This window comes from Mycobacterium sp. OTB74 (assembly GCF_029892685.1).
Lineage (GTDB): Bacteria > Actinomycetota > Actinomycetes > Mycobacteriales > Mycobacteriaceae > Mycobacterium.
Map to the genome: position 1 here is coordinate 405,228 of NZ_JARXVD010000001.1, position 18,080 is coordinate 423,307.

General features: G+C 64.3%; 17 protein-coding genes. 9 read left to right on the forward strand and 8 right to left on the reverse strand.

What is annotated here, in order from left to right; all coding sequences use genetic code 11:
* Positions 1 to 26 precede the first annotated feature (26 nt).
* Together M2432_RS01965 and M2432_RS01970 are read left to right on the forward strand one after the other, a co-directional pair.
* The gene (locus M2432_RS01965) at positions 27 to 911 is read left to right on the forward strand and encodes a hypothetical protein (RefSeq protein WP_280825049.1); all 885 of its coding nucleotides are present in this window, start codon (positions 27 to 29) and stop codon (positions 909 to 911) included.
* Positions 912 to 1,101: 190 nt separating this feature from the next.
* The gene (locus tag M2432_RS01970) at positions 1,102 to 1,554 is read left to right on the forward strand and encodes a MaoC family dehydratase (protein WP_280825050.1); all 453 of its coding nucleotides are present in this window, start codon (positions 1,102 to 1,104) and stop codon (positions 1,552 to 1,554) included.
* A gap of 37 nt (positions 1,555 to 1,591) precedes the next feature.
* Here the strand turns inward: M2432_RS01970 and M2432_RS01975 are convergent, their stop codons facing one another.
* Entirely contained in the window at positions 1,592 to 2,809 is a 1,218-nt protein-coding gene (locus M2432_RS01975; protein ID WP_280825051.1) for an acyl-CoA dehydrogenase family protein, read from the reverse strand.
* Between the two features lie 112 nt (positions 2,810 to 2,921).
* Here M2432_RS01975 and fabG point away from each other — a divergent pair, with 112 nt between their 5' ends.
* From fabG to M2432_RS02010, 7 genes are all read left to right on the forward strand, one after another.
* On the forward strand, positions 2,922 to 3,659 hold the full coding sequence (gene fabG / locus M2432_RS01980; RefSeq protein ID WP_280825052.1) for a 3-oxoacyl-ACP reductase FabG: 738 nt from the start codon (positions 2,922 to 2,924) through the stop codon (positions 3,657 to 3,659).
* Positions 3,659 to 4,885, forward strand: a complete 1,227-nt coding sequence (locus tag M2432_RS01985; protein WP_280825053.1) for an acetyl-CoA C-acetyltransferase — start codon at positions 3,659 to 3,661, stop codon at positions 4,883 to 4,885. The genes fabG and M2432_RS01985 overlap by 1 nt, the downstream gene beginning before the upstream one ends.
* Positions 4,882 to 6,075 (forward strand): acyl-CoA dehydrogenase family protein, encoded by a 1,194-nt coding sequence (locus tag M2432_RS01990; protein WP_280825054.1) that lies wholly within the window; start codon positions 4,882 to 4,884, stop codon positions 6,073 to 6,075. The genes M2432_RS01985 and M2432_RS01990 overlap by 4 nt, the downstream gene beginning before the upstream one ends.
* A complete protein-coding gene (locus tag M2432_RS01995; RefSeq protein ID WP_280825055.1) occupies positions 6,059 to 6,745 on the forward strand; it encodes a GntR family transcriptional regulator in 687 nt (228 codons plus the stop codon). The genes M2432_RS01990 and M2432_RS01995 overlap by 17 nt, the downstream gene beginning before the upstream one ends.
* Positions 6,746 to 6,822: 77 nt before the next feature.
* The gene (locus M2432_RS02000; RefSeq protein ID WP_280825056.1) at positions 6,823 to 8,151 is read left to right on the forward strand and encodes an NAD(P)-binding domain-containing protein; all 1,329 of its coding nucleotides are present in this window, start codon (positions 6,823 to 6,825) and stop codon (positions 8,149 to 8,151) included.
* Positions 8,148 to 8,756, forward strand: coding sequence for a TetR/AcrR family transcriptional regulator (locus M2432_RS02005; RefSeq protein WP_280825057.1), 609 nt, complete (start codon positions 8,148 to 8,150; stop codon positions 8,754 to 8,756). The genes M2432_RS02000 and M2432_RS02005 overlap by 4 nt, the downstream gene beginning before the upstream one ends.
* Positions 8,753 to 9,649 (forward strand): alpha/beta fold hydrolase, encoded by an 897-nt coding sequence (locus M2432_RS02010; protein ID WP_280825058.1) that lies wholly within the window; start codon positions 8,753 to 8,755, stop codon positions 9,647 to 9,649. Before M2432_RS02005 ends, M2432_RS02010 begins: the two co-directional genes overlap by 4 nt.
* Positions 9,650 to 9,659: 10 nt before the next feature.
* Here M2432_RS02010 and M2432_RS02015 read toward each other — a convergent pair whose 3' ends face one another.
* The 7 genes from M2432_RS02015 to M2432_RS02045 are packed head-to-tail and all read right to left on the reverse strand — an operon-like array spanning position 9,660 to position 18,077.
* Positions 9,660 to 11,129 (reverse strand): fatty acid--CoA ligase family protein, encoded by a 1,470-nt coding sequence (locus tag M2432_RS02015; RefSeq protein ID WP_280825059.1) that lies wholly within the window; start codon positions 11,127 to 11,129, stop codon positions 9,660 to 9,662.
* Positions 11,130 to 11,131: 2 nt separating this feature from the next.
* On the reverse strand, positions 11,132 to 11,950 hold the full coding sequence (locus M2432_RS02020) for a mycofactocin-coupled SDR family oxidoreductase (protein ID WP_280825060.1): 819 nt from the start codon (positions 11,948 to 11,950) through the stop codon (positions 11,132 to 11,134).
* Positions 11,947 to 13,482, reverse strand: a complete 1,536-nt coding sequence (locus M2432_RS02025; protein ID WP_280825061.1) for a class I adenylate-forming enzyme family protein — start codon at positions 13,480 to 13,482, stop codon at positions 11,947 to 11,949. Before M2432_RS02025 ends, M2432_RS02020 begins: the two co-directional genes overlap by 4 nt.
* Positions 13,479 to 15,047 (reverse strand): class I adenylate-forming enzyme family protein, encoded by a 1,569-nt coding sequence (locus tag M2432_RS02030; RefSeq protein WP_280825062.1) that lies wholly within the window; start codon positions 15,045 to 15,047, stop codon positions 13,479 to 13,481. The genes M2432_RS02025 and M2432_RS02030 overlap by 4 nt, the downstream gene beginning before the upstream one ends.
* Positions 15,044 to 16,480 carry an AMP-binding protein gene (locus M2432_RS02035; protein ID WP_280825063.1) on the reverse strand — a complete coding sequence of 479 codons (1,437 nt, stop codon included), beginning with the start codon at positions 16,478 to 16,480 and terminating at the stop codon, positions 15,044 to 15,046. The genes M2432_RS02030 and M2432_RS02035 overlap by 4 nt, the downstream gene beginning before the upstream one ends.
* Positions 16,480 to 17,268 carry an enoyl-CoA hydratase/isomerase family protein gene (locus M2432_RS02040; RefSeq protein WP_280825064.1) on the reverse strand — a complete coding sequence of 263 codons (789 nt, stop codon included), beginning with the start codon at positions 17,266 to 17,268 and terminating at the stop codon, positions 16,480 to 16,482. Before M2432_RS02040 ends, M2432_RS02035 begins: the two co-directional genes overlap by 1 nt.
* Complete coding sequence (locus M2432_RS02045; RefSeq protein WP_280825065.1) at positions 17,265 to 18,077, reverse strand: enoyl-CoA hydratase/isomerase family protein; 813 nt, start codon at positions 18,075 to 18,077, stop codon at positions 17,265 to 17,267. Before M2432_RS02045 ends, M2432_RS02040 begins: the two co-directional genes overlap by 4 nt.
* Positions 18,078 to 18,080 lie beyond the last annotated feature (3 nt).

An 18,080-nucleotide genomic window follows, 5' to 3' on the forward strand; every position in this document is an offset into this window, starting at 1 on the left:
GCGAATGGAACTGCAGGGAATTCAGGTTGGACTGGGACGAAGAATTTGATGTGTTGTGCGTCGGCGCCGGTATCGGTGGACTGGCCACTGCCATCGTCGCCGCCGATGCGGACGCGGAGGTGATGGTCGTCGGCGCAGGTCGGTTTGCCGACGGCCGTTGGGACTACCAGCCATCCGCCGGACCCGAGGTTCGCACCTTGGGAAATCTGGTTCGTTCGTGGACCGATGCGGATCGACCCCAAGAGCAACCCCAGGCGCCACCATCAGACGATGAATCCGGCGAGGTCACCCCTGAGGAGGCGACGTCCGACTATTTCGCCGCGTTGATCGAGGAACTGGTGCCCGCAGGCGACCAGGGGACATCCGGTCCGACCAGCGGTGCGGTGCCCTGCCGTCAGATCCGCGAACTGTCGGCCGCTGAATCCAACAGTCGCACCGTGGAAACCTTCATCGGTGAGCGGATCGCCGACTGGGCCCAGGAGTGTCTCGGGTCCGCCGCCGGGGCGGTCTACACCACCGTGCGGGGTTGGACTTCGGAAACGATGAAGGATGTCTGCGGGCAGACGGTCAAGGTTGCACCCGTTGACGCGGTCGAAGCCGGCCCCGGTGTCGCCGTGCGTGATGTCTTCGACCGTCTGATGGGTGCCGCCGCCGATCGAGACATCGCGGTGAGTTCGCAATCGACGTTGCAGTCTTTGGTTTTCGATGGCGGTCGCGTTGTGGGCGCGGTGCTGGACACCCCGGTTGGCCGCAATGCAGTCCGGGTCCGGCACAGTGTGGTCTTCTCACCTGATTTCGCCGATTACGGCGAGGCGGTCGAGGAGCTTCAGGACCCCGCCGGTGAGTATGTGGTAGCTATCGTCGGCTCGCCCGCCAGCCGCTTTGCGCGCGTGGAACTTGTTGCCCAATAACGATTTTCCCTACCGCGCAGTTGTCCGGATGGTATCTGCTAATGCTTGGTCGTACCGGCTGGCGCAGTGCGGGTATTCGGGAGTGCGATGAGTAAACCTCGACCTGGCGTTGTGTGGGCACCCTGGGGCGGGCTACAAGTAATACCGATGGTTTCGGGCCCACATCGGGGCCGGCACGAAAGGAAATGATGTGAAGGTTTTCAGCAATCTGTCCGAGTTCGTTGCGGCCGAGGGCACTCAGCTCGGCCCGACGGAGTGGATGGAGATCACTCAGGATCGGGTGAACTTGTTCGCCGAGGCGACCGACGACCATCAGTGGATTCACGTCGATCCGGAACGTGCGGCGTCGGGACCGTTCGGCGCGACCATTGCGCACGGCTTGCTGACCTTGTCACTGCTGCCGCACTTCACCCACCAGATGTACCGCGTGGACAACGTCAAGCTGGCCATCAACTACGGATACAACAAGGTTCGCTTCATCAATCCCGTCAAGGTCGGCGCCAATGTGCGAGCACGTGCCGAGGTGTCGAAGGTCGACCAGCTCGACGGCGCGGTTCAGGCGACCATGACGGTCACCGTCGAGATCGAGGGCGAGGACAAGCCGGCAGCGGTGGTCGAGTCCATCGTGCGGTTCATCGGCTGAACCGACGTAGCGCAGTACGGGCCCCTCAGCCTCTGGTTCAGCCGCGCTGAGCGGCCTTCACCAGGCCGCCGCCGATGATCAGCCGCTGAATTTCGCTGGTGCCCTCATATAGGCGAAGTAGACGCACGTCCCGGTAGATCCGCTCTACCGGGACGTCGCGCATGTATCCGCTGCCGCCGTGCACCTGAACGGCGAGGTCGGCGACCTTGCCGACCATCTCGGTGCAGAACAGCTTCGCGCTCGACGGTGCCAGGCGACGGTCCTCGCCGCTCACCCATAGCCGCGCGGCCTCGCGCACCAGCGCGCGACCGGCCATCACACCGGTCTGCATATCGGCGAGCATGGCCTGCACCAGTTGGAACTCGCCGATCGGTGTGCCACCCTGGGTGGCCGTAGCGGCATAGGCCACCGACTCGTCGAGGGCGCGCTGCGCCGAGCCCACCGCCAGTGCGGCGATGTGTACCCGGCCGCGGGCCAGTGAGGTCATGGCCGCGCGGTACCCGATGTCCTCGGCACCGCCGACCAGTGCATCGTCGCCGACCCGCACCTCGTCGAAGCTGACATCCGCGGTCCAGGCGCCTTCCTGGCCCATCTTGGCGTCCTTCGCACCCACCTGAACCCCCGCAGTGTCAGCGGGTACCAGGAACACTGCGATGCCCGGGCCGTCGGCGTCCGCGGGCCGGGTCCGGGCGAACACCACGAACAGGTTGGCAGTCGGAGCGTTGGTGATGAACCGCTTCTGGCCGGTGATCACCCAGTCTTGGCCCCCACTGGTTCCCCGGTCGCTTCGCTCCTCCCCTCCGGAATCACGAATTGCCTTGGTACGCAGGCCAGCCGGGTTCGATCCGGCGCCGGGCTCGGTCAGCGCGAACGATGCGACGCAGGCGCCACTTGCGATATCTTCCAGCCAGCGCTTCTTCTGCTCGTCGGTGCCGAACCCGACCAGCACCTGCCCGGCGATGCCGTTGTTGGTGCCGAACATCGAGCGCAATGCCAGGGTGGTGTAGCCCAACTCCATGGCCAGCTCGACGTCCTGCGCCAGGTTCAGGCCGAGCCCGCCCCATTCCTGCGGGATGGCGTAGCCGAACAGACCCATCTCTTTTGCCTGGTCACGGATGTCATTGGGCACCCGGTTGTCATTCATGATCTCCAGCTCCCGCGGCACGACCGCGGTCCGGACGAACTGCCGGGTGGCGTCGAGGATGTCCTGGAAGTCCTGATCGCTGACAGCGGGCGCGCCGGCGGAATCGGCCATGGGATGGGTCTCCTTGTGCAACGCGGGGGAGCTTGTAGTTTGATGCAAGAAATATCATATTTTATGTTTGGTACCGCGACGGGACCAGTTGACCAGGAAGGGGTGGGCAGCCATGGCGTTGCTCGACGGACGCACTGCGGTGATCACCGGTGGAGCGCAGGGCATCGGATACGCGATCGCCGAACGCTTCGTGGCCGAGGGCGCGCGCGTGGTACTCGGTGACCTCAACCTGGAAGCCACCGAGAAGGCCGTCGCCGCCCTGGGGGGTTCTGACGTCGCCAAGGCCGTGCGGTGTGACGTCACTTCCGCAGACGACGTGCAGGGGCTGATCGACGCCGCGGTGGCATTCGGTGGGCTGGACATCATGGTCAACAACGCCGGTATCACCCGCGACGCCACCATGCGCAAGATGACCGAGGAGCAATTCGACCAGGTCATCGACGTGCATCTGAAGGGCTGTTGGAACGGCACCCGGCTGGCCGCCAACGTCATGCGGGAAGCTAAAAGCGGTGCCATCATCAATATTTCGTCGATCTCCGGCAAGGTCGGCCTGATCGGCCAGACCAACTACTCGGCCGCCAAGGCAGGAATCGTGGGCCTGACCAAAGCCGCCGCCAAGGAGGTGGCGCACCTCGGGGTTCGGGTCAACGCGGTGCAGCCCGGCCTGATCCGTTCGGCGATGACCGAGGCCATGCCGCAACGGATTTGGGACCAGAAGCTGGCCGAGATCCCGATGGCCCGCGCTGGTGAACCCGGCGAGGTGGCCTCGGTGGTGACCTTCCTGGCCTCGGACATGTCGTCGTACATGACCGGGTGCGTGCTGGAAATCACTGGCGGGCGGCACATCTGATGCCATCTTCGGACCATACTGCAGTTATTTGCGAACCGATCCGCACTCCGATCGGGCGCTACAGCGGCATGTTCAAAGAGCTCACCGCCGTAGAACTGGGCGTGGCGGCTTTGCAAGGACTCTTGGCGCGCACTGGAATTCCGGTCGATGCGGTCGAGGACGTCATCCTCGGGCACTGCTATCCCTCCATGGAGGCCCCGGCCATCGGCCGGGTGGTGGCGCTGGACGCCGGACTGCCGATCACCGTTCCCGGTATGCAGATCGACCGGCGTTGCGGGTCGGGTCTGCAGGCCGTCATCCAAGCCTGCATGCAGGTGGCTAGTGGCAACAACGACCTTGTGGTTGCGGGCGGTGCCGAGTCGATGAGCAATGTGGTCTTCCATTCCACCGACATGCGATGGGGTGGAGCCCGCGGCGGAATCAAGGTGCACGACGCGCTGGCCCGTGGCCGCAGCACCGCGGGCGGCAAGAATTACCCGGTGCCCGGTGGCATGCTGGAGACCGCGGAGAATCTGCGGCGCCAGTACAACATTGGCCGTGTCGAGCAGGACGAGCTCGCGGTTCGTTCGCACCAGAAGGCCGTCGCTGCACAGAACAGCGGTGTGCTGGCCGACGAGATCGTTCCGGTGACTGTGTCTTCGCGCAGCGGTGAGACTGTGATCGACACCGACGAGCACCCGCGCGCCGACACCACCGTCGAGGCGCTGGCGAAGCTGAAACCCGTTTTGCTCAAAAGTGATCCGGATGCCACCGTGACGGCCGGAAACTCCAGCGGGCAGAACGACGCCGCATCCATGTGCGTCGTCACCACTCAACAGCGGGCTGCCGAACTGGGATTGAAGACACTGGTGCGGATGGTGTCCTGGGGTTCGGCCGGGGTCGCACCCAACATCATGGGTATCGGTCCGGTACCGGCCACCGAGCGGGCGCTGGCGAAAGCCGGTCTTTCCCTTGCTGATATCGATCTGATCGAGCTCAATGAGGCGTTCGCGGCGCAGGCGCTGGCGTGCACCCGCGAGTGGAAATTCACCGACGAGGATTGGGAGCGCACCAACGTGCGCGGGTCGGGCATCTCGCTCGGGCACCCGGTCGGCGCGACCGGCGGCCGGATGCTGGCCACGCTGGCCCGCGAGCTGGAACTGCGCGACGCCCGCTACGGGTTGGAAACCATGTGCATCGGTGGCGGTCAGGGCCTGGCCGCTGTGTTTGAACGGATCGAGAAATGACCAGACTCGCCCAGACTGCCGGGCTGACCGATGTTCAGCGCGAAATCGTCTCCACAGTGCGCGAATTCGTGGACAAGGAGATCATCCCGAACGCTCAGGAGCTGGAGCATTCGGATACCTACCCGCAGCACATCGTTGACAAGATGAAGGACTTGGGCCTGTTCGGCCTGATGATCCCCGAGGAGTACGGCGGCCTCGGTGAATCGCTGCTGACCTACGCGCTGTGCGTGGAGGAACTGGCCCGGGGCTGGATGAGCATCTCGGGCGTCATCAATACCCACTTCATCGTGGCCTACATGATCCGTCAGCACGGCACCGACGAGCAGAAACAGAAGTACCTGCCGCGGATGGCCACCGGCGACGTACGCGGCGCATTCTCGATGTCCGAGCCTGAACTCGGCTCGGATGTTGCGGCGATCCGCACCAAAGGTGTGCGTGACGCGGACGGCGGATACACCATCACCGGCCAAAAGATGTGGCTCACCAATGGTGGCAGCTCGACTCTTGTTGCCGCGCTGGTGAAAACCGATGAGGGCGCCAATAAGCCGCATCGCAACCTGACCGCGTTCCTGGTGGAGAAGCCGACCGGGTTCGGTGAGGTCGCCCCCGGCCTGACCATCCCCGGCAAGATCGACAAAATGGGCTACAAGGGCATCGACACCACTGAGCTCATCTTCGACGGATATCAGGCCAGCGCCGATGATGTGCTGGGCGGCAAGCCTGGGCAGGGCTTCTTCCAGATGATGGACGGCATCGAGGTCGGCCGGGTCAACGTCTCGGCCCGCGCCTGCGGCGTCGGTATTCGGGCCTTCGAGCTTGCGGTGCGGTACGCGCAGCAACGCGAGACCTTCGGCAAGCCGATCGCCGACCACCAGGCCATTGCGTTCCAGCTTGCTGAGATGGCGACGAAAGTCGAAGCGGCGCATCTGATGATGGTCAATGCCGCCAGACTCAAGGATTCCGGTGAACGCAACGACGTAGCTGCCGGCATGGCCAAGTATCTGGCCAGTGAGTTCTGCGCCGAAGTCACCCAGCAGAGCTTCCGGATTCATGGCGGCTACGGCTACTCCAAGGAGTATGAGATCGAGCGCCTGATGCGCGACGCGCCGTTCCTGTTGATCGGCGAAGGCACCAGCGAAATTCAGAAGACCATCATCAGCAAGAACCTGCTGCATGAGTACCGCATCTGAGCCGGAATTCGCTGCACCCACGCAACTTTCGGATGACGTTGCGCGGTTCGTCAGGCGCCGGATCTTCAACGGGACGTTTCTGGCGGGGGAGTACCTGCGGCTCGACCAACTGGCCACCGAGTTGGGTGTGAGCGTCACTCCAGTGCGCGAGGCCCTACTGAATCTGCGGGCCGAAGGCCTGCTGGTGCAGCATCCGCGCCGCGGGTTCATGGTGCTGGAGGTGACGGCGGGGGACCTGTCCGATGTGGCCATGGTTCAGGCTTTCGTCGGTGGTGAGCTGGCGGCGCGGGCAGCGGAGAACATCACAGCTGAGCAGATCGAAGAGCTCGTCGGCATTCAGGAGTCCTTGGAGCAGGCCTACCAGCACACCGACGTCGACCGGATGGTGCGGCTCAACCACGAGTTCCATCGGTTGATCAACGTGGTCGCCGATTCACCCAAGCTGACCCAATTCATGTCTGGGGTAACGCGTTACGCACCTGAGTCGGTGTTTCCGACGTTGGAGGGCTGGCCCGAGTTGTCGATTCGGGATCATCGCCGGGTGATCAGCGCGTTGAAGAAAGGCGATGTCGAGGCCGCCCGGGCGGCCATGGCCAAGCACTTCACGGTGGGAGTTGAGCCCATGACCGCGCATCTGGCTGAACGGGGCGTCATCCGCGACGACACCTGACCGAATCTGACAACTGTCAGAAATCGTTGACGGCTGTCAGAACCGGGTGTAGCGTCCGGCAGGTCAAGGAGGTGCGGATGAGTCGAACCTTGCCGCGGACTGCCGTGATCGGCGCCGGCATCAGTGGCCTCACTGCGGGCAAGATGCTCAAGGATTACGGCGTTCCGTATACGACGTTCGAGAGCTCTGATCGCATCGGCGGCAACTGGGCGTTCGGCAATCCGAACGGCCATAGCAGTGCCTACCGGTCTCTGCACATCGACACCTCGCGACAGAGGCTGTGCTTCAAGGATTTTCCTATGCCGGAGCACTATCCGGCGTTCCCTCATCATTCGGAGATCAAGGCTTATCTCGATGATTACGCCGCAGCATTCGGGCTGCTGGACAACATCGAATTCGGTAACGGCGTACTACACGCATCGCGCGGCGACGACGGCGGCTGGGACATCGTCGACCAGTCCGGCGACACCCGCCAGTTCGACTTGCTGGTGGTGGCCAACGGACACCACTGGGATCCGCGGTGGCCGGATTTCCAGGGGACCTTCAGCGGCACTGCGATCCATTCGCACCAATACATCGACCCGCGAACTCCGTTGGACCTCTACGGAAAACGGATCCTGATCGTCGGCCTGGGGAACAGCGCCGCAGATATCGCGGTCGAACTGTCGTCGCGGGCGTTGGACAACACGGTGACCCTCTCGACTCGCTCCAGCGGATGGATTGTGCCCAAGTACATTGCCGGCCGGCCGGGGGACACCCTGTGGCGGACCACTCCGTACCTGCCGCTGTCCTGGCAGCGCAAGGCAATTCAGCTGACTGCACCGGTGATGGGCATCGACCCGCAGTTGTACGGCCTGCCCGCCGCCAACCACAAGCTCTTCGAAGCGCATCCGACTCAATCGGTGGAACTGCCGCTGCGGCTGGGCTCGGGTGATGTGACGCCGAAGCCCAATGTGTCGCGCCTTGATGGGCAGACCGTCTGGTTCGAGGACGGCAGCAGCGACGACTTCGACGTCATCGTCTACGCCACCGGCTATAACATCACCTTCCCGTTCTTCGATCCGGAATTCATCAGCGCACCGGACAACCACATCCGGTTGTACAAGCGAATGTTCCTGCCGGGCATCGAGGATTTGGCGTTTGTCGGATTCGCCCAGTCGGTACCGACGCTTTTTCCGTTCGTCGAATGCCAGTCCCGGCTGCTCGCGGCGTACGCCATCGGCCGGTATGCATTGCCGTCGATGGCCGAGATGCAGCGCGTGATCGACGCTGACGAGCAGTTGTACACCGGTCACTGCACAGACCGGGCCCGGCACACCCAGCAGGTCGACTACTTCCACTACGAACACCAGATGCGGACCCGCGAAATTCCCGCGGGAATCAAGCGCGCGGCGGCTTTGGCGTGAGGTCACGGACCGACCGGCGCCCCACCCAACGCAGCGATCACCGTCGCGAGGCCATCCTCGACGCACTCGACCGCTGGCTGCAGCAGAGCGAGCTGGAAACGGTCAACATAGCCGAGATTGCTCGCGAGGCCGGAGTCGGTCGTTCGGCGTTCTACTTCTATTTCGAGAACAAGGCCGCCGCGGTCGCCGCGCTCACCGAGCGAATGATCGACGAAACCTTCGCTGTTCAAGATGTTTTCGTCTCGTCCGCCGCGCCACCCACCGAACGGATCGGTGCGATGCTCGATGGCTTGCTGGACACCTGGCAGCGGCATCGGCACGTGTTCCGGGCGATGCTCGATGCGCGCGGTGCCAGTCCAGTCATCCGAGAGATCTGGGACAGTGCGCGGGAATCATTCGTCAGTTCGATCGCTGACATGATCCGTGCCGATCGCGCTGCCGGCCGAGCCCGCGACGGAGTTGATGCCACCGTCCTGGCCATGCTGCTGCTGGAGTTCAACGATCGGCTTCTGGAGCGGCTGTCGTGGGGCGGCCCGTTGACTCAGAAGCAATTACGTGAGGGTGCTGCCGACATTTGGCTGGCCACGATCTACGGGAGTGAATGAGGATGCAGGACATATCGTTTGACTCCGACGGAGTACGTTGCAGCGCTTGGCTTTTCCCGGCCGAATCAGATGGTCCGGACCAACCAGTGCTGGTGATGGCACACGGATTCGGTGGCACCAAGGACTCCGGGCTGGCGCCATTCGCGAAGCGGATGGCCGCAGCCGGCATAAATGTGTTTGCCTTTGATTATCGCGGGTTCGGCGCATCCGAAGGTAGTCCGCGCCAGACGATTTCCGTCAAGAACCAACTGCGCGACTACCACTGCGCTATCGATGCGGTGAAGGCTCTGCCCGGTGTCGACAAGCAACGAGTCGGGCTTTGGGGCGCATCGATGTCCGGCGGCCACGTGCTCAATGTTGCCGCTGCGCGCGATGACATCGCTGCAGTCATTGCGATGACGCCCTTGACCAGTGGCGTCGCGGCCGGCCGGGCCTCGGCGGGATCGCGCGGTGTGCTGACAGCCGCATCCTGGACGGCTCGTGGACTCGCCAGTCGCATCGCGGTGGCCCGAGGCGGCAGCCCCACCATGATGCCGTTGGTCGCGCGTCCCGGCGAACCCGGCGCCCTGGCATTGGAAGGCGCATACGAGAGCTATCTCGCCATAGCTGGACCCACCTGGCGTAACGAGGTCGACGCGGCAGTCGGTATCGAACTCGGGGGAATGCGGACAGCTCAGTCCGCCAAAGCATTACGCAGCAAGTGCCTCATCCAGATCGCCGATTTTGACCGGTTCGTGCCGGCTTCGTCGGTTGCCAAGACCGCCATCGCCGCTCGCGCTCAGGTGCACCACTACCCGTGCGATCACTTCGACGTGTGGCCCGGTCATGATTGGTTCGAGAAGGCTGTCGACGACCAGGCGGCGTTTCTGACCAGAGTGTTCAGCGGGACATGACGCTTGTGATCTACTCGTACAGCGCCGCAACTTCGTCGGGTATGACCTTCATGGCGGCATTGCGCGGCAGCACATCGACCACCGCGATGGCTACCGGTACGTGATGGCTGGGCAGCGCCTCGCGCACCAGGTCCTGTAAGTCGGCCTCAGTGGGTTTGTTTGCACCGCTGCGCAATTCGACGGCTGCGAACGGAACCTGACCCAAGCGGCGGTCCGGGACTCCAACAACGCAGGCGTCCAGCACTGCGGGGTGGGTCAGCAGGGTGCGTCGGACTGTCTCCGGCAGGATCTTGAAGCCACCACGATTGATCGCACCATCGGACCTACCGTGGATGGTCAGGAAGCCGTCGGTGTCCACCGAGGCGACATCGGTGGTGCGGATCCAGTCCGGACCCATCACCTCGACCCGCGCCTCCAACAGCCCTGGTGAGCCAACCGGCAGTTCGTCGCCCGACTCGGGATCGACGATCCGCACCTGCACACCGGGCAGCGGCAGGCCCGAACTGTCGGGTTTGGACGCACCGTACTGGCGATACAGATCCGGAGTCCAGGAACACACTGAACCGGCGAATTCAGTTGCGCCGTAGGCCCACAGCACCGGGATGCCGAATCGTCGCTCGAATTCCGCGCGGGTCGCAGGTTCCAGCGGTCCCGAACCACCGACGATGAACTCCAGCGACGACAGGTCTGCTGCGGTCACATCGGGTGCATCCAGCAGCATCCGGACGATCGCAGGCTGAACACCGCTGCGCCGGATCCGGTATGTGCGCACCGCGCTCACCCAGTCTGCGACGGTGAACCGCTCCAGCAGCACCATCCGCTTGCCGACGAACGGCGCCGCCAGAAGTTGGCACAGGCCGACACTGCCGAATGGCCAGAACACCACGTCCGGCGGACCATCCGGGTCCGGCGGCGATGCGTGGGTGATGCTGTTGACCGTATGCTGCAGCACCGCCGTAGGAATCGGAATCCGTTTGGGTGCCCCGGTTGTGCCGCTGGTCAGGATGTGCACTCCGGGTTGTGCCAGCGCTGCGTCGGGGCGTCCTTCGGCAATGCGTTCCACCACACAACGAATTTCGTCGAGCGACAGAGAAATCGCAGCAGACCGGGCAGCTTTCGCGGCTGTCACCGTCGGTTCGGTCCAGTCCTGCTGGTCGGCGATCACAGCCGGCAACTGCAATCGAGTGATGTCGGCGGCGATCGCGGCGGGGGACTGGTACGAGTAAATCATCACCACGGGCCGGGCCGATGCGATGAATCCGAGGATGGCCGCCGCGTGCGGGACCCTGTTTCGCACCACCACACCGATCGGATCGCCAGGATGGATTCCGTTGCGGTGCAGCAGTTCTTCGATGTCCCGGTGCATCGCCGCGATCTCGTTGCCGGAGTACCACCGTCCGTCGAACTCGATGAATGGCTGATGACCGTAGCCCGCCAGACCCGCGGCGAGTCTGGCGGCGAACTCCTCGGCACCGGTCATGGTCAGTAGGACGTGGAGCCCTGGTCGACCGGGATCTTCGCTGCGGTGATGTTGCGGGACTCATCGCTGGCCAGCCAGCAGACGGTATCGGCGATGTCCTCCGGCTCGGCGATCCAGGTCGGCAGGAACGGGGTCAGCATGTTCGCCAGCGCCGGATTGCTCTCTGTCACATGGCCGATGGCTGTGACCATGTCACCGGTACCCATGTCGGTGTTTACCGGGCCAGGGTGCACGCTGTTGACCCGGATCGCATGCTTACCCAGCTCCGCGGCGAAGGCCTTCGCCATGCCGGTCACCGCATGCTTGCTGGTGGTGTAGTGCACCATGAACGGCTGCAACTTGATGCCGGCGGCCGAGCTGATCAGGATTACAGAGCCGCCCCGACCACCGTCGATGATGTGCTGCGCGCCGGCCATGACGGCATTCCAGGTCCCGGTGACGTTGATGTCCATGACGTCTTTGAATGACTGCGGGGTGATCTCATGCCACACCTGCGGAGCTGACACACCGGCGTTGGCCACAATGATGTCCAACCGGCCGAACTGCGCGACACCGTTGTCGACCACCGCCTGCAGACATTCCAGGTCGCGGGTGTCGGCAATGGCCGAGTGGATGCGGCGGCCTGCTGCCTCCACCAACTTCACGGTTTCGGCCAGGTCTTCTGCGGTGGCCGGGTTGTAGGGGACGCATTCAGGCAACTTGTCACAGATGTCCACCGCGATGATGTCGGCGCCCTCGCGTGCCATCCGTAGTGCATGTGCCCGTCCCTGGCCGCGGGCGGCGCCGGTGATGAAGGCGACGCGGTCGGTCAGTCGGCTCATATCTTCTCCTTGGATCCTGTTGTTTGTAAAAGCATTTCACGTAGCGCAGTGGTACTGACCTTGCCGGTCCCGCCACGCGGTATCGCCTGGTCGTCGTCCAGCACCAGCCACACCGTCGGGACCTTGAACGAACTGAGTACACCCCGAGCCGCCGTTCGCAGCTGCTCTGGGTCGACGGTGCCGACCACGGCGGCACCGACTCGGTTCCCCTGTGGTCCGGGAACATTCGTCACGAACGCGGCTTGTACCCCGGTGACACCGCGCAGCGCTTGCTGAACTTCGCTGGGGTAGACGGTGGCGCCACTGACCTTGAACATGTCGTCGCAGCGACCGTGGTAGAACAGGAAGCCCTGTTCGTCGAGGCGCCCCAGATCACCAGTGGGATAGTAACCGTCGGCTGTGAACACCTCTTCACGGGTGCGGCGGCAGATGCCTCGCAGGACATGCGGGCCGCGGATCTGGATCACGCCGGTCTGGCCTTCCGGCAGCGGTCGGCCGGTTTCGGTGTCGACGATGCGTACGTCCATCCCGGGAAACGGTTGCCCGCAACTGCCCCAAGCAGATTCGGGCATATCGGTGTCGGCGGGATAGCCGCAGTATGGGCCGAAGGATTCGGTCATCCCGAACAGGTTCGCCCGCGTCCCGGGCCGTGAGCGCTGTTCGGCCGGCAGCAGGGCTTCCAAGCTGCCCGGACGCAGCGAGGACAGATCGGCGCCGATCGAGTTCCGTTGACGGGCCAATGCTTCGGCCTGATCAGGCCAGCCGCGGAACAAGGTGACGCGCTCGCGCTCCAGCAGTTTCAGGGTGGTAGCGGGCTGCGGGGCCGGCTCAGTCACCAGGGTGGCACCGGCCAGCAGTGCCGACAGCACCCCGGCGCCGAAGCCACCGACCCAGAAGAACGGCATCGGCAGGTACAGCCGAGTATCGGAGTCGATGCACCGCGGCACCAGACTGGAGCGGACTGCAGCCAATGCGTTGCCGTGGGAGTGCATGACGCCCTTCGGTATTCCGCTGCTGCCGGAGGTGAACATGATGAGCAGCAGATCGCTGGGAGTCACCGATGCTCCCATCGCGGACACCAGGCTGCGGGTGGTTTCGTCGGCAGAGGTGGCCATGAGATCGGCGGGCGTGCAGACCCGCCGAAGTGCCGGCAGAGCCGTATCCTGTTGGCGGGGTAGCCCATCCAGGTAGCGGTGCCCGCGGAACTCCTCGACCGAGATCAGCAGTTGCACCGACGCAACCTTGAGTTGTGCCGCCAGTTCGTTCGGGGTCAGTAGCGTGCTCAACGGCACCAGCAGCGCACCGATCCGGGTGACCGCCAACGCGATCTGCACCCACTGCACGCTGTTCGGCATGATGAGCCCGACTCGGGTGCCCTTACCGACGCCCATGTGCACCAGGACTGCCGCGAGCTTAGTTGTGGTCGAATCCAGTTCGCGGTAGGTGACTCGGCTGTCCGGATCGACGACGGCGACCTTCTCCGGCTCCTCGCCGGCGCGCAGGGTGAGCAGTGCCTCGATGGTGTCGGTCACGTGAAGTGCTCCTGCAGTCGCAGCCGGTCGACCTTGCCGCTGGACAACAGCGCGATGTCCGCCTCCGGAACCTCGACGAACCGGCGCGGAATCTTGAACGACGACAGCTCTTTTGCCAACGCTTGTCGGGTCGCTGTTTCGTCGAACTGCTGGCCATCGCGCGGTGCCACCACCGCTCCGACCAGTTGGCCGCGGACCGGGTCCGGGACTCCGACCACGTACGCGGTCAACCCGCTGACCCGGGCTATGGCATTTTCCACCTCGACGGGAGACACGTTGGCGCCGGCGGTCTTGATCATCGCGGTGCTGCGACCGAGGAAGTACAGGAACCCGTCGAGATCGGCGCAGACGGTGTCGCCGGTGTGGAACCAGCCGTCGGGGTCGAATGACTCTTCGCGGCTGCGGCGGTGATATCGCTGCATCAGATATGGCCCCCGGAAGCACAATTCGCCGGGATCACCCGCGATGACGGTCTCGCCGTCGGGCTTGATCACCTTGACCTCGAACCCGGGCGCCGGTTTTCCGAACGATCCACGGCGGGTCTCGGGTTGGTCGGACTCATCAGCGCTGAGCAGCACGGTGCCGCCGGCTTCGGTCAGACCAAGCATGTTGTGCCGTAGCTCCGGATCGGCCGGGCGGCACTCCGTGGCCATGATCGGGTACAGATTGCCGCGGCGCATCGACGACAGGTCACGTGCGGGAAAGCTGGGATGATCGACCAGCCTGGCCACAGTTGCCGCGAATCCGTTTGTGACGGTAGGGCTCTCACGTTCCAGCAGATCCAGGGTGCGCGCCGGGTCGGTGGCATTGGAGCACACCAGGGTGCCACCGGAAAGAAGAGTGGCCAGCAGAGCGAAGGCAAAACCGCCGACCCAAAAGAACGGTGAATTGCAGAACAGTACGTCTTGGGCGGACAGTCCGCGGATCTCGTTGAGGTTGCGCTGATGGCCGATCATGCTGCCGTGCGTGTGAATGACGCCCTTAGGTGCGGCGGTTGAGCCTGAGGTGTAGATGATGGCCAGCGGATCGCATGGGTCGACATCGGCTTCCAGCGCGGTGAGCAGTGATTCGTCGACGCTAGCTGCAAGTTCGTCGAGTTGGTCCAGATCGAAAACCATCTGCCGAAGCTGCGGCACCGTGCGATTTGTGCACGTAATTGTGCGCTCAGCCCCGGAAATCGTGCACAAATCGCGGCCCAGAGCCTCGGTGAGGCGGGTCCGGTAGTCGTGGGAGCGATAGGCCGGGGTGGCCAGCAAGATGTGGACCTCGCTGTCGGCGAGCTGCTGACGAAGTTCCGGCGCGGTGGCGAAAGTCGTGAATGGCACCACCACCGCGCCGATCCGGGCCGCGGCGAGCATGGTGACGACGAACGAGGTTCCGTTGGGGAAGAGCAATCCGACGTGGGTGCCTTTATCGGCACCCATCGCTACCAGGCCGCGGGCCAGCACGGCGGAGTGCCGTTCGGCATCGGTGTAGCTGATCCGCTCGTCATCGCAGATGAGAAGCGGACGCGACGCCCGGGTGCGGGCCTGATCGGCCAGCACCGCCGCGACGGTATCGGTCATGGGGCGCCATTCGAGTCGAAATGGCTGCGCACGGCACTCAGGTCGGCCTTTCCCGAGGGGGTGCGCGGGATGGCCTCGACGATCGAGATGGCAGTGGGAATCTCGTACGGGGCCAGCCGATTACGGAGGTAGCCCGTCAGCTCGTCGGCAGTGACCGCAGCGCGGACTTCCACCATTGCGACCGGCGTTTCACCCAGTCGTGCGTCGGCTCGGCCGACCACGGCAGCGCCCTGCACGTCGGGATGGCTCTCCAGCGCAGTTCGAACATCGTCGGGCATCACCTTGAAGCCGCCTCGTACGATGGCCTGGTCTGCTCGACCCAGAATCCACAAGAAGCCATCGGGGTCGATGCGGGCCAGGTCGGTGGTGCGCAACCATCCGGTGTTTGGCCCCAACTGTCCAGGCTTGACCTCCAGCAAGCCGGGTTGATCGGCTGCCAGCACCGTGCCGTCCTCGTCGACCACACGCAGTTGAGCACCCAGGCTGGCGCGTCCGACGCTGCCGCGCTTGGCATTCCAGTACTTCTGGTGATCTGCGTAGCTCCAGCCGGCCACGCCACCACCGAATTCGGTTGCGGCATAAGAGGTCAGTACCGGGATACCGAATTTGGTCGTGAAGGCCTCGGCGTCTTCGGCGGACAGCGGTGCAGTGCCGGAGGTGACGACCCGGACGCCGGCCAGATCGTCGGCGGTCAGATCAGAGTGCAGCACCGTGCGCAGAGCTGCGGGGACCAACGAGACGGCTTTGGGGCGGTGGGTGCGCACGGCGGCGGCCCAGCGTTGTAGTTCGAACTTCGGCAGGAGAACGAAAGACCGCGCCTCACAGATGTTCTGTAGCACTCGGTAGATGCCGCCGATGTGCACCAGCGGGGCGTTGACGATGGCCACCCCATGCCGTGCCGTGGTGGGCTCAGGTCCGAGCACGCTGTGCGCCAACATGTCGTAGGTCAGGTCGATGCGCTTCGGTGGACCGGTGGTGCCGCTGGTCAGCATGCGCACCGCGACGCCGGGCCGGTTGTCGTGAGCTACGACAGGGCCTGTGGCGGTGGGAGATTGGGCGAGGTTGCCGATGGTGATGACGGTGGTCGCCGGAGCCGGGGTGACGTAGGCGGCGATATCGTCCGCTTCGCCGATGATCGCAGGCAACTGCAGGCCGGCCAGGTCGGCCTTGATCCGGTCGTCGCCCCGAGCCGGGTTGATCACCACCAGCGTCGCTCCAGCCAGCAGCACGCCCAGCGCCGTGGCCACATGCTGGGGTCGGTTGCGCAGCAGAACCCCCACCTGGGGGGCATCGTCGCCGAGCAACGCCTTGATCTGCCGGGCGTAGTCGCCGAGCGCGCCCCAGCTGACCCACTGGCCATCGAATTCGATTGCCGGAGCCGCTGGTTGGAGGTCCAACACCGCGGCGATCCGATCAGACAGCCGGTGCGGCATCACCGGATCCTCGGGTTCTGTTTGGGCGCCGGCGGCCGTGACACGATGTCGGCCTGGCCGATCGGGTTGCCCAAGCGGGTGTAGATCAGGCCTTGGTCCAGTGCTGCGCGGTATGGCTTGTCCAGTGATTCCCAGATGGCTTTGACCGTGCCCTGGGTTGCTGACGGCGGATGCGCAGCGATCATCGTGGCGATCTCATGGGCACGGGACCACAGCTCGGCGGCGGGAACGACTTCGGTCACCAGACCGATGCGCAGTGCGGTCTGCGCACCGACCCGTTCACTGTTGCCGCTCAGGGCGATTCGGAGAGTCTCGCCCAATCCGATCTTGCGCATCAGCCCGATCGGTTCCAGCGCGCTGACCAGACCAGCGCTGACGTGCGAATCGAAAAACGTTGCGTCATCAGAGCACAGCACCACGTCGGCCTCGTTGACGAAGTAGAACGCACCAGCGGTGCACATGCCTTGCACTGCGCAGACCACCGGCTTGAACATTTTCTGCCACTTGGGGCTGAGTGCCTCGCCCGGGTCCTCGTGGTTCCAGATGTTGTCGGGCTGGCCGTAGGACTCCTTGACATCAAGGCCGGCGCTGAATGCGCGGTCACCGGCGGCGCGCAGCACCACCGCATGCACGGTGTCGTCGAATTTGACTGCGCGCCACACCCGCACCATCTCTTCGCACATGGTGCGGTTGAACGCATTCAGCCGTTCGGGGCGGTTCAGCGTGATGGTGGCGACGTGTGCGTCGGCGTCGACGTCCAGCAGCAGCGTCTCGAAGGTCTCGGTCATTTACATTGCCAGTTCGGTGCGCGCTTCTCCATGAAGGCCAGCGGTCCTTCGTTCGCGTCGTCGGTGCGGACGACGCGCTCGCGGAACGCCTCGGCAAGAATCTCGGCTTCGTGCAATGGGAGGTCGAGGGTCTTGTGGATGGCCAGCCGGGTGCCCCGAACAGCAAGGGGGGCATTGGAATTGACGATGTCGGCAATCTCGTGGATGCGCTCGAGCAGACGGTCGTGCTCGACGACCTCGGTGATCATGCCCAATTCGTAAGCGCGCTCCGCGCTCATCCGTTCGTGCTTGCCCATGATCGCCATCCGCAGGGCTACCGACCGCGGCAGCACCCGGGCCAGTCGGACCACTTCGCGGCCGGCCACGAGGCCGATGGACACGTGCGGATCGAAGAACGTGGCGCGGTCAGAGGCGATGACGATGTCGCCGGTGGTGACCCAGTCCAGGCCTGCTCCACAACAGATTCCGTTGATCGCGGCCAGTACCGGCTTGGCCATCCGGCGAAATGGCGGGGTGCCCTCCTGCGGTGCTTCCCACTGGTCATAGGTGGACAGGTACGGGCGTTCGTAGATGACCCGGCCGTCTTCGGGAATTTCGCCGACGTCGGCGCCAGTGCAGAAGGCGCGTCCGGTGCCGGTGACGATGACGGTCCAGACATTGTCGTCGTTCTCGGCTTCGGCGTAGGCCGCGCGCAACTCGCCGACCATGTGCGGGCTCAGCGCGTTGAGTGCCTCGGGCCGGTTGAGCGTGATGGTGGCCTTGTGCCCGTCCACCTCGTAGCCGATGTTGTCGTAGCTTGCTGCGGTCATCTG

Excerpts from the sequence above, each read along its gene's own strand:
- M2432_RS02020 (WP_280825060.1), bottom strand. The coding sequence starts at position 11,950 with ATGAGCCGACTGACCGACCGCGTCGCCTTCATCACCGGCGCCGCCCGC.
- M2432_RS02035 (WP_280825063.1), bottom strand. The coding sequence starts at position 16,480 with ATGCCGCACCGGCTGTCTGATCGGATCGCCGCGGTGTTGGACCTCCAA.
- M2432_RS02040 (WP_280825064.1), bottom strand. The coding sequence starts at position 17,268 with ATGACCGAGACCTTCGAGACGCTGCTGCTGGACGTCGACGCCGACGCA.
- M2432_RS02015 (WP_280825059.1), bottom strand. The coding sequence starts at position 11,129 with ATGACCGGTGCCGAGGAGTTCGCCGCCAGACTCGCCGCGGGTCTGGCG.
- M2432_RS01985 (WP_280825053.1), top strand. The coding sequence starts at position 3,659 with ATGCCATCTTCGGACCATACTGCAGTTATTTGCGAACCGATCCGCACT.
- M2432_RS02010 (WP_280825058.1), top strand. The coding sequence starts at position 8,753 with ATGAGGATGCAGGACATATCGTTTGACTCCGACGGAGTACGTTGCAGC.
- M2432_RS02045 (WP_280825065.1), bottom strand. The coding sequence starts at position 18,077 with ATGACCGCAGCAAGCTACGACAACATCGGCTACGAGGTGGACGGGCAC.
- fabG (WP_280825052.1), top strand. The coding sequence starts at position 2,922 with ATGGCGTTGCTCGACGGACGCACTGCGGTGATCACCGGTGGAGCGCAG.
- M2432_RS02000 (WP_280825056.1), top strand. The coding sequence starts at position 6,823 with ATGAGTCGAACCTTGCCGCGGACTGCCGTGATCGGCGCCGGCATCAGT.
- M2432_RS01990 (WP_280825054.1), top strand. The coding sequence starts at position 4,882 with ATGACCAGACTCGCCCAGACTGCCGGGCTGACCGATGTTCAGCGCGAA.
- M2432_RS01995 (WP_280825055.1), top strand. The coding sequence starts at position 6,059 with ATGAGTACCGCATCTGAGCCGGAATTCGCTGCACCCACGCAACTTTCG.
- M2432_RS02030 (WP_280825062.1), bottom strand. The coding sequence starts at position 15,047 with ATGACCGATACCGTCGCGGCGGTGCTGGCCGATCAGGCCCGCACCCGG.
- M2432_RS01975 (WP_280825051.1), bottom strand. The coding sequence starts at position 2,809 with ATGGCCGATTCCGCCGGCGCGCCCGCTGTCAGCGATCAGGACTTCCAG.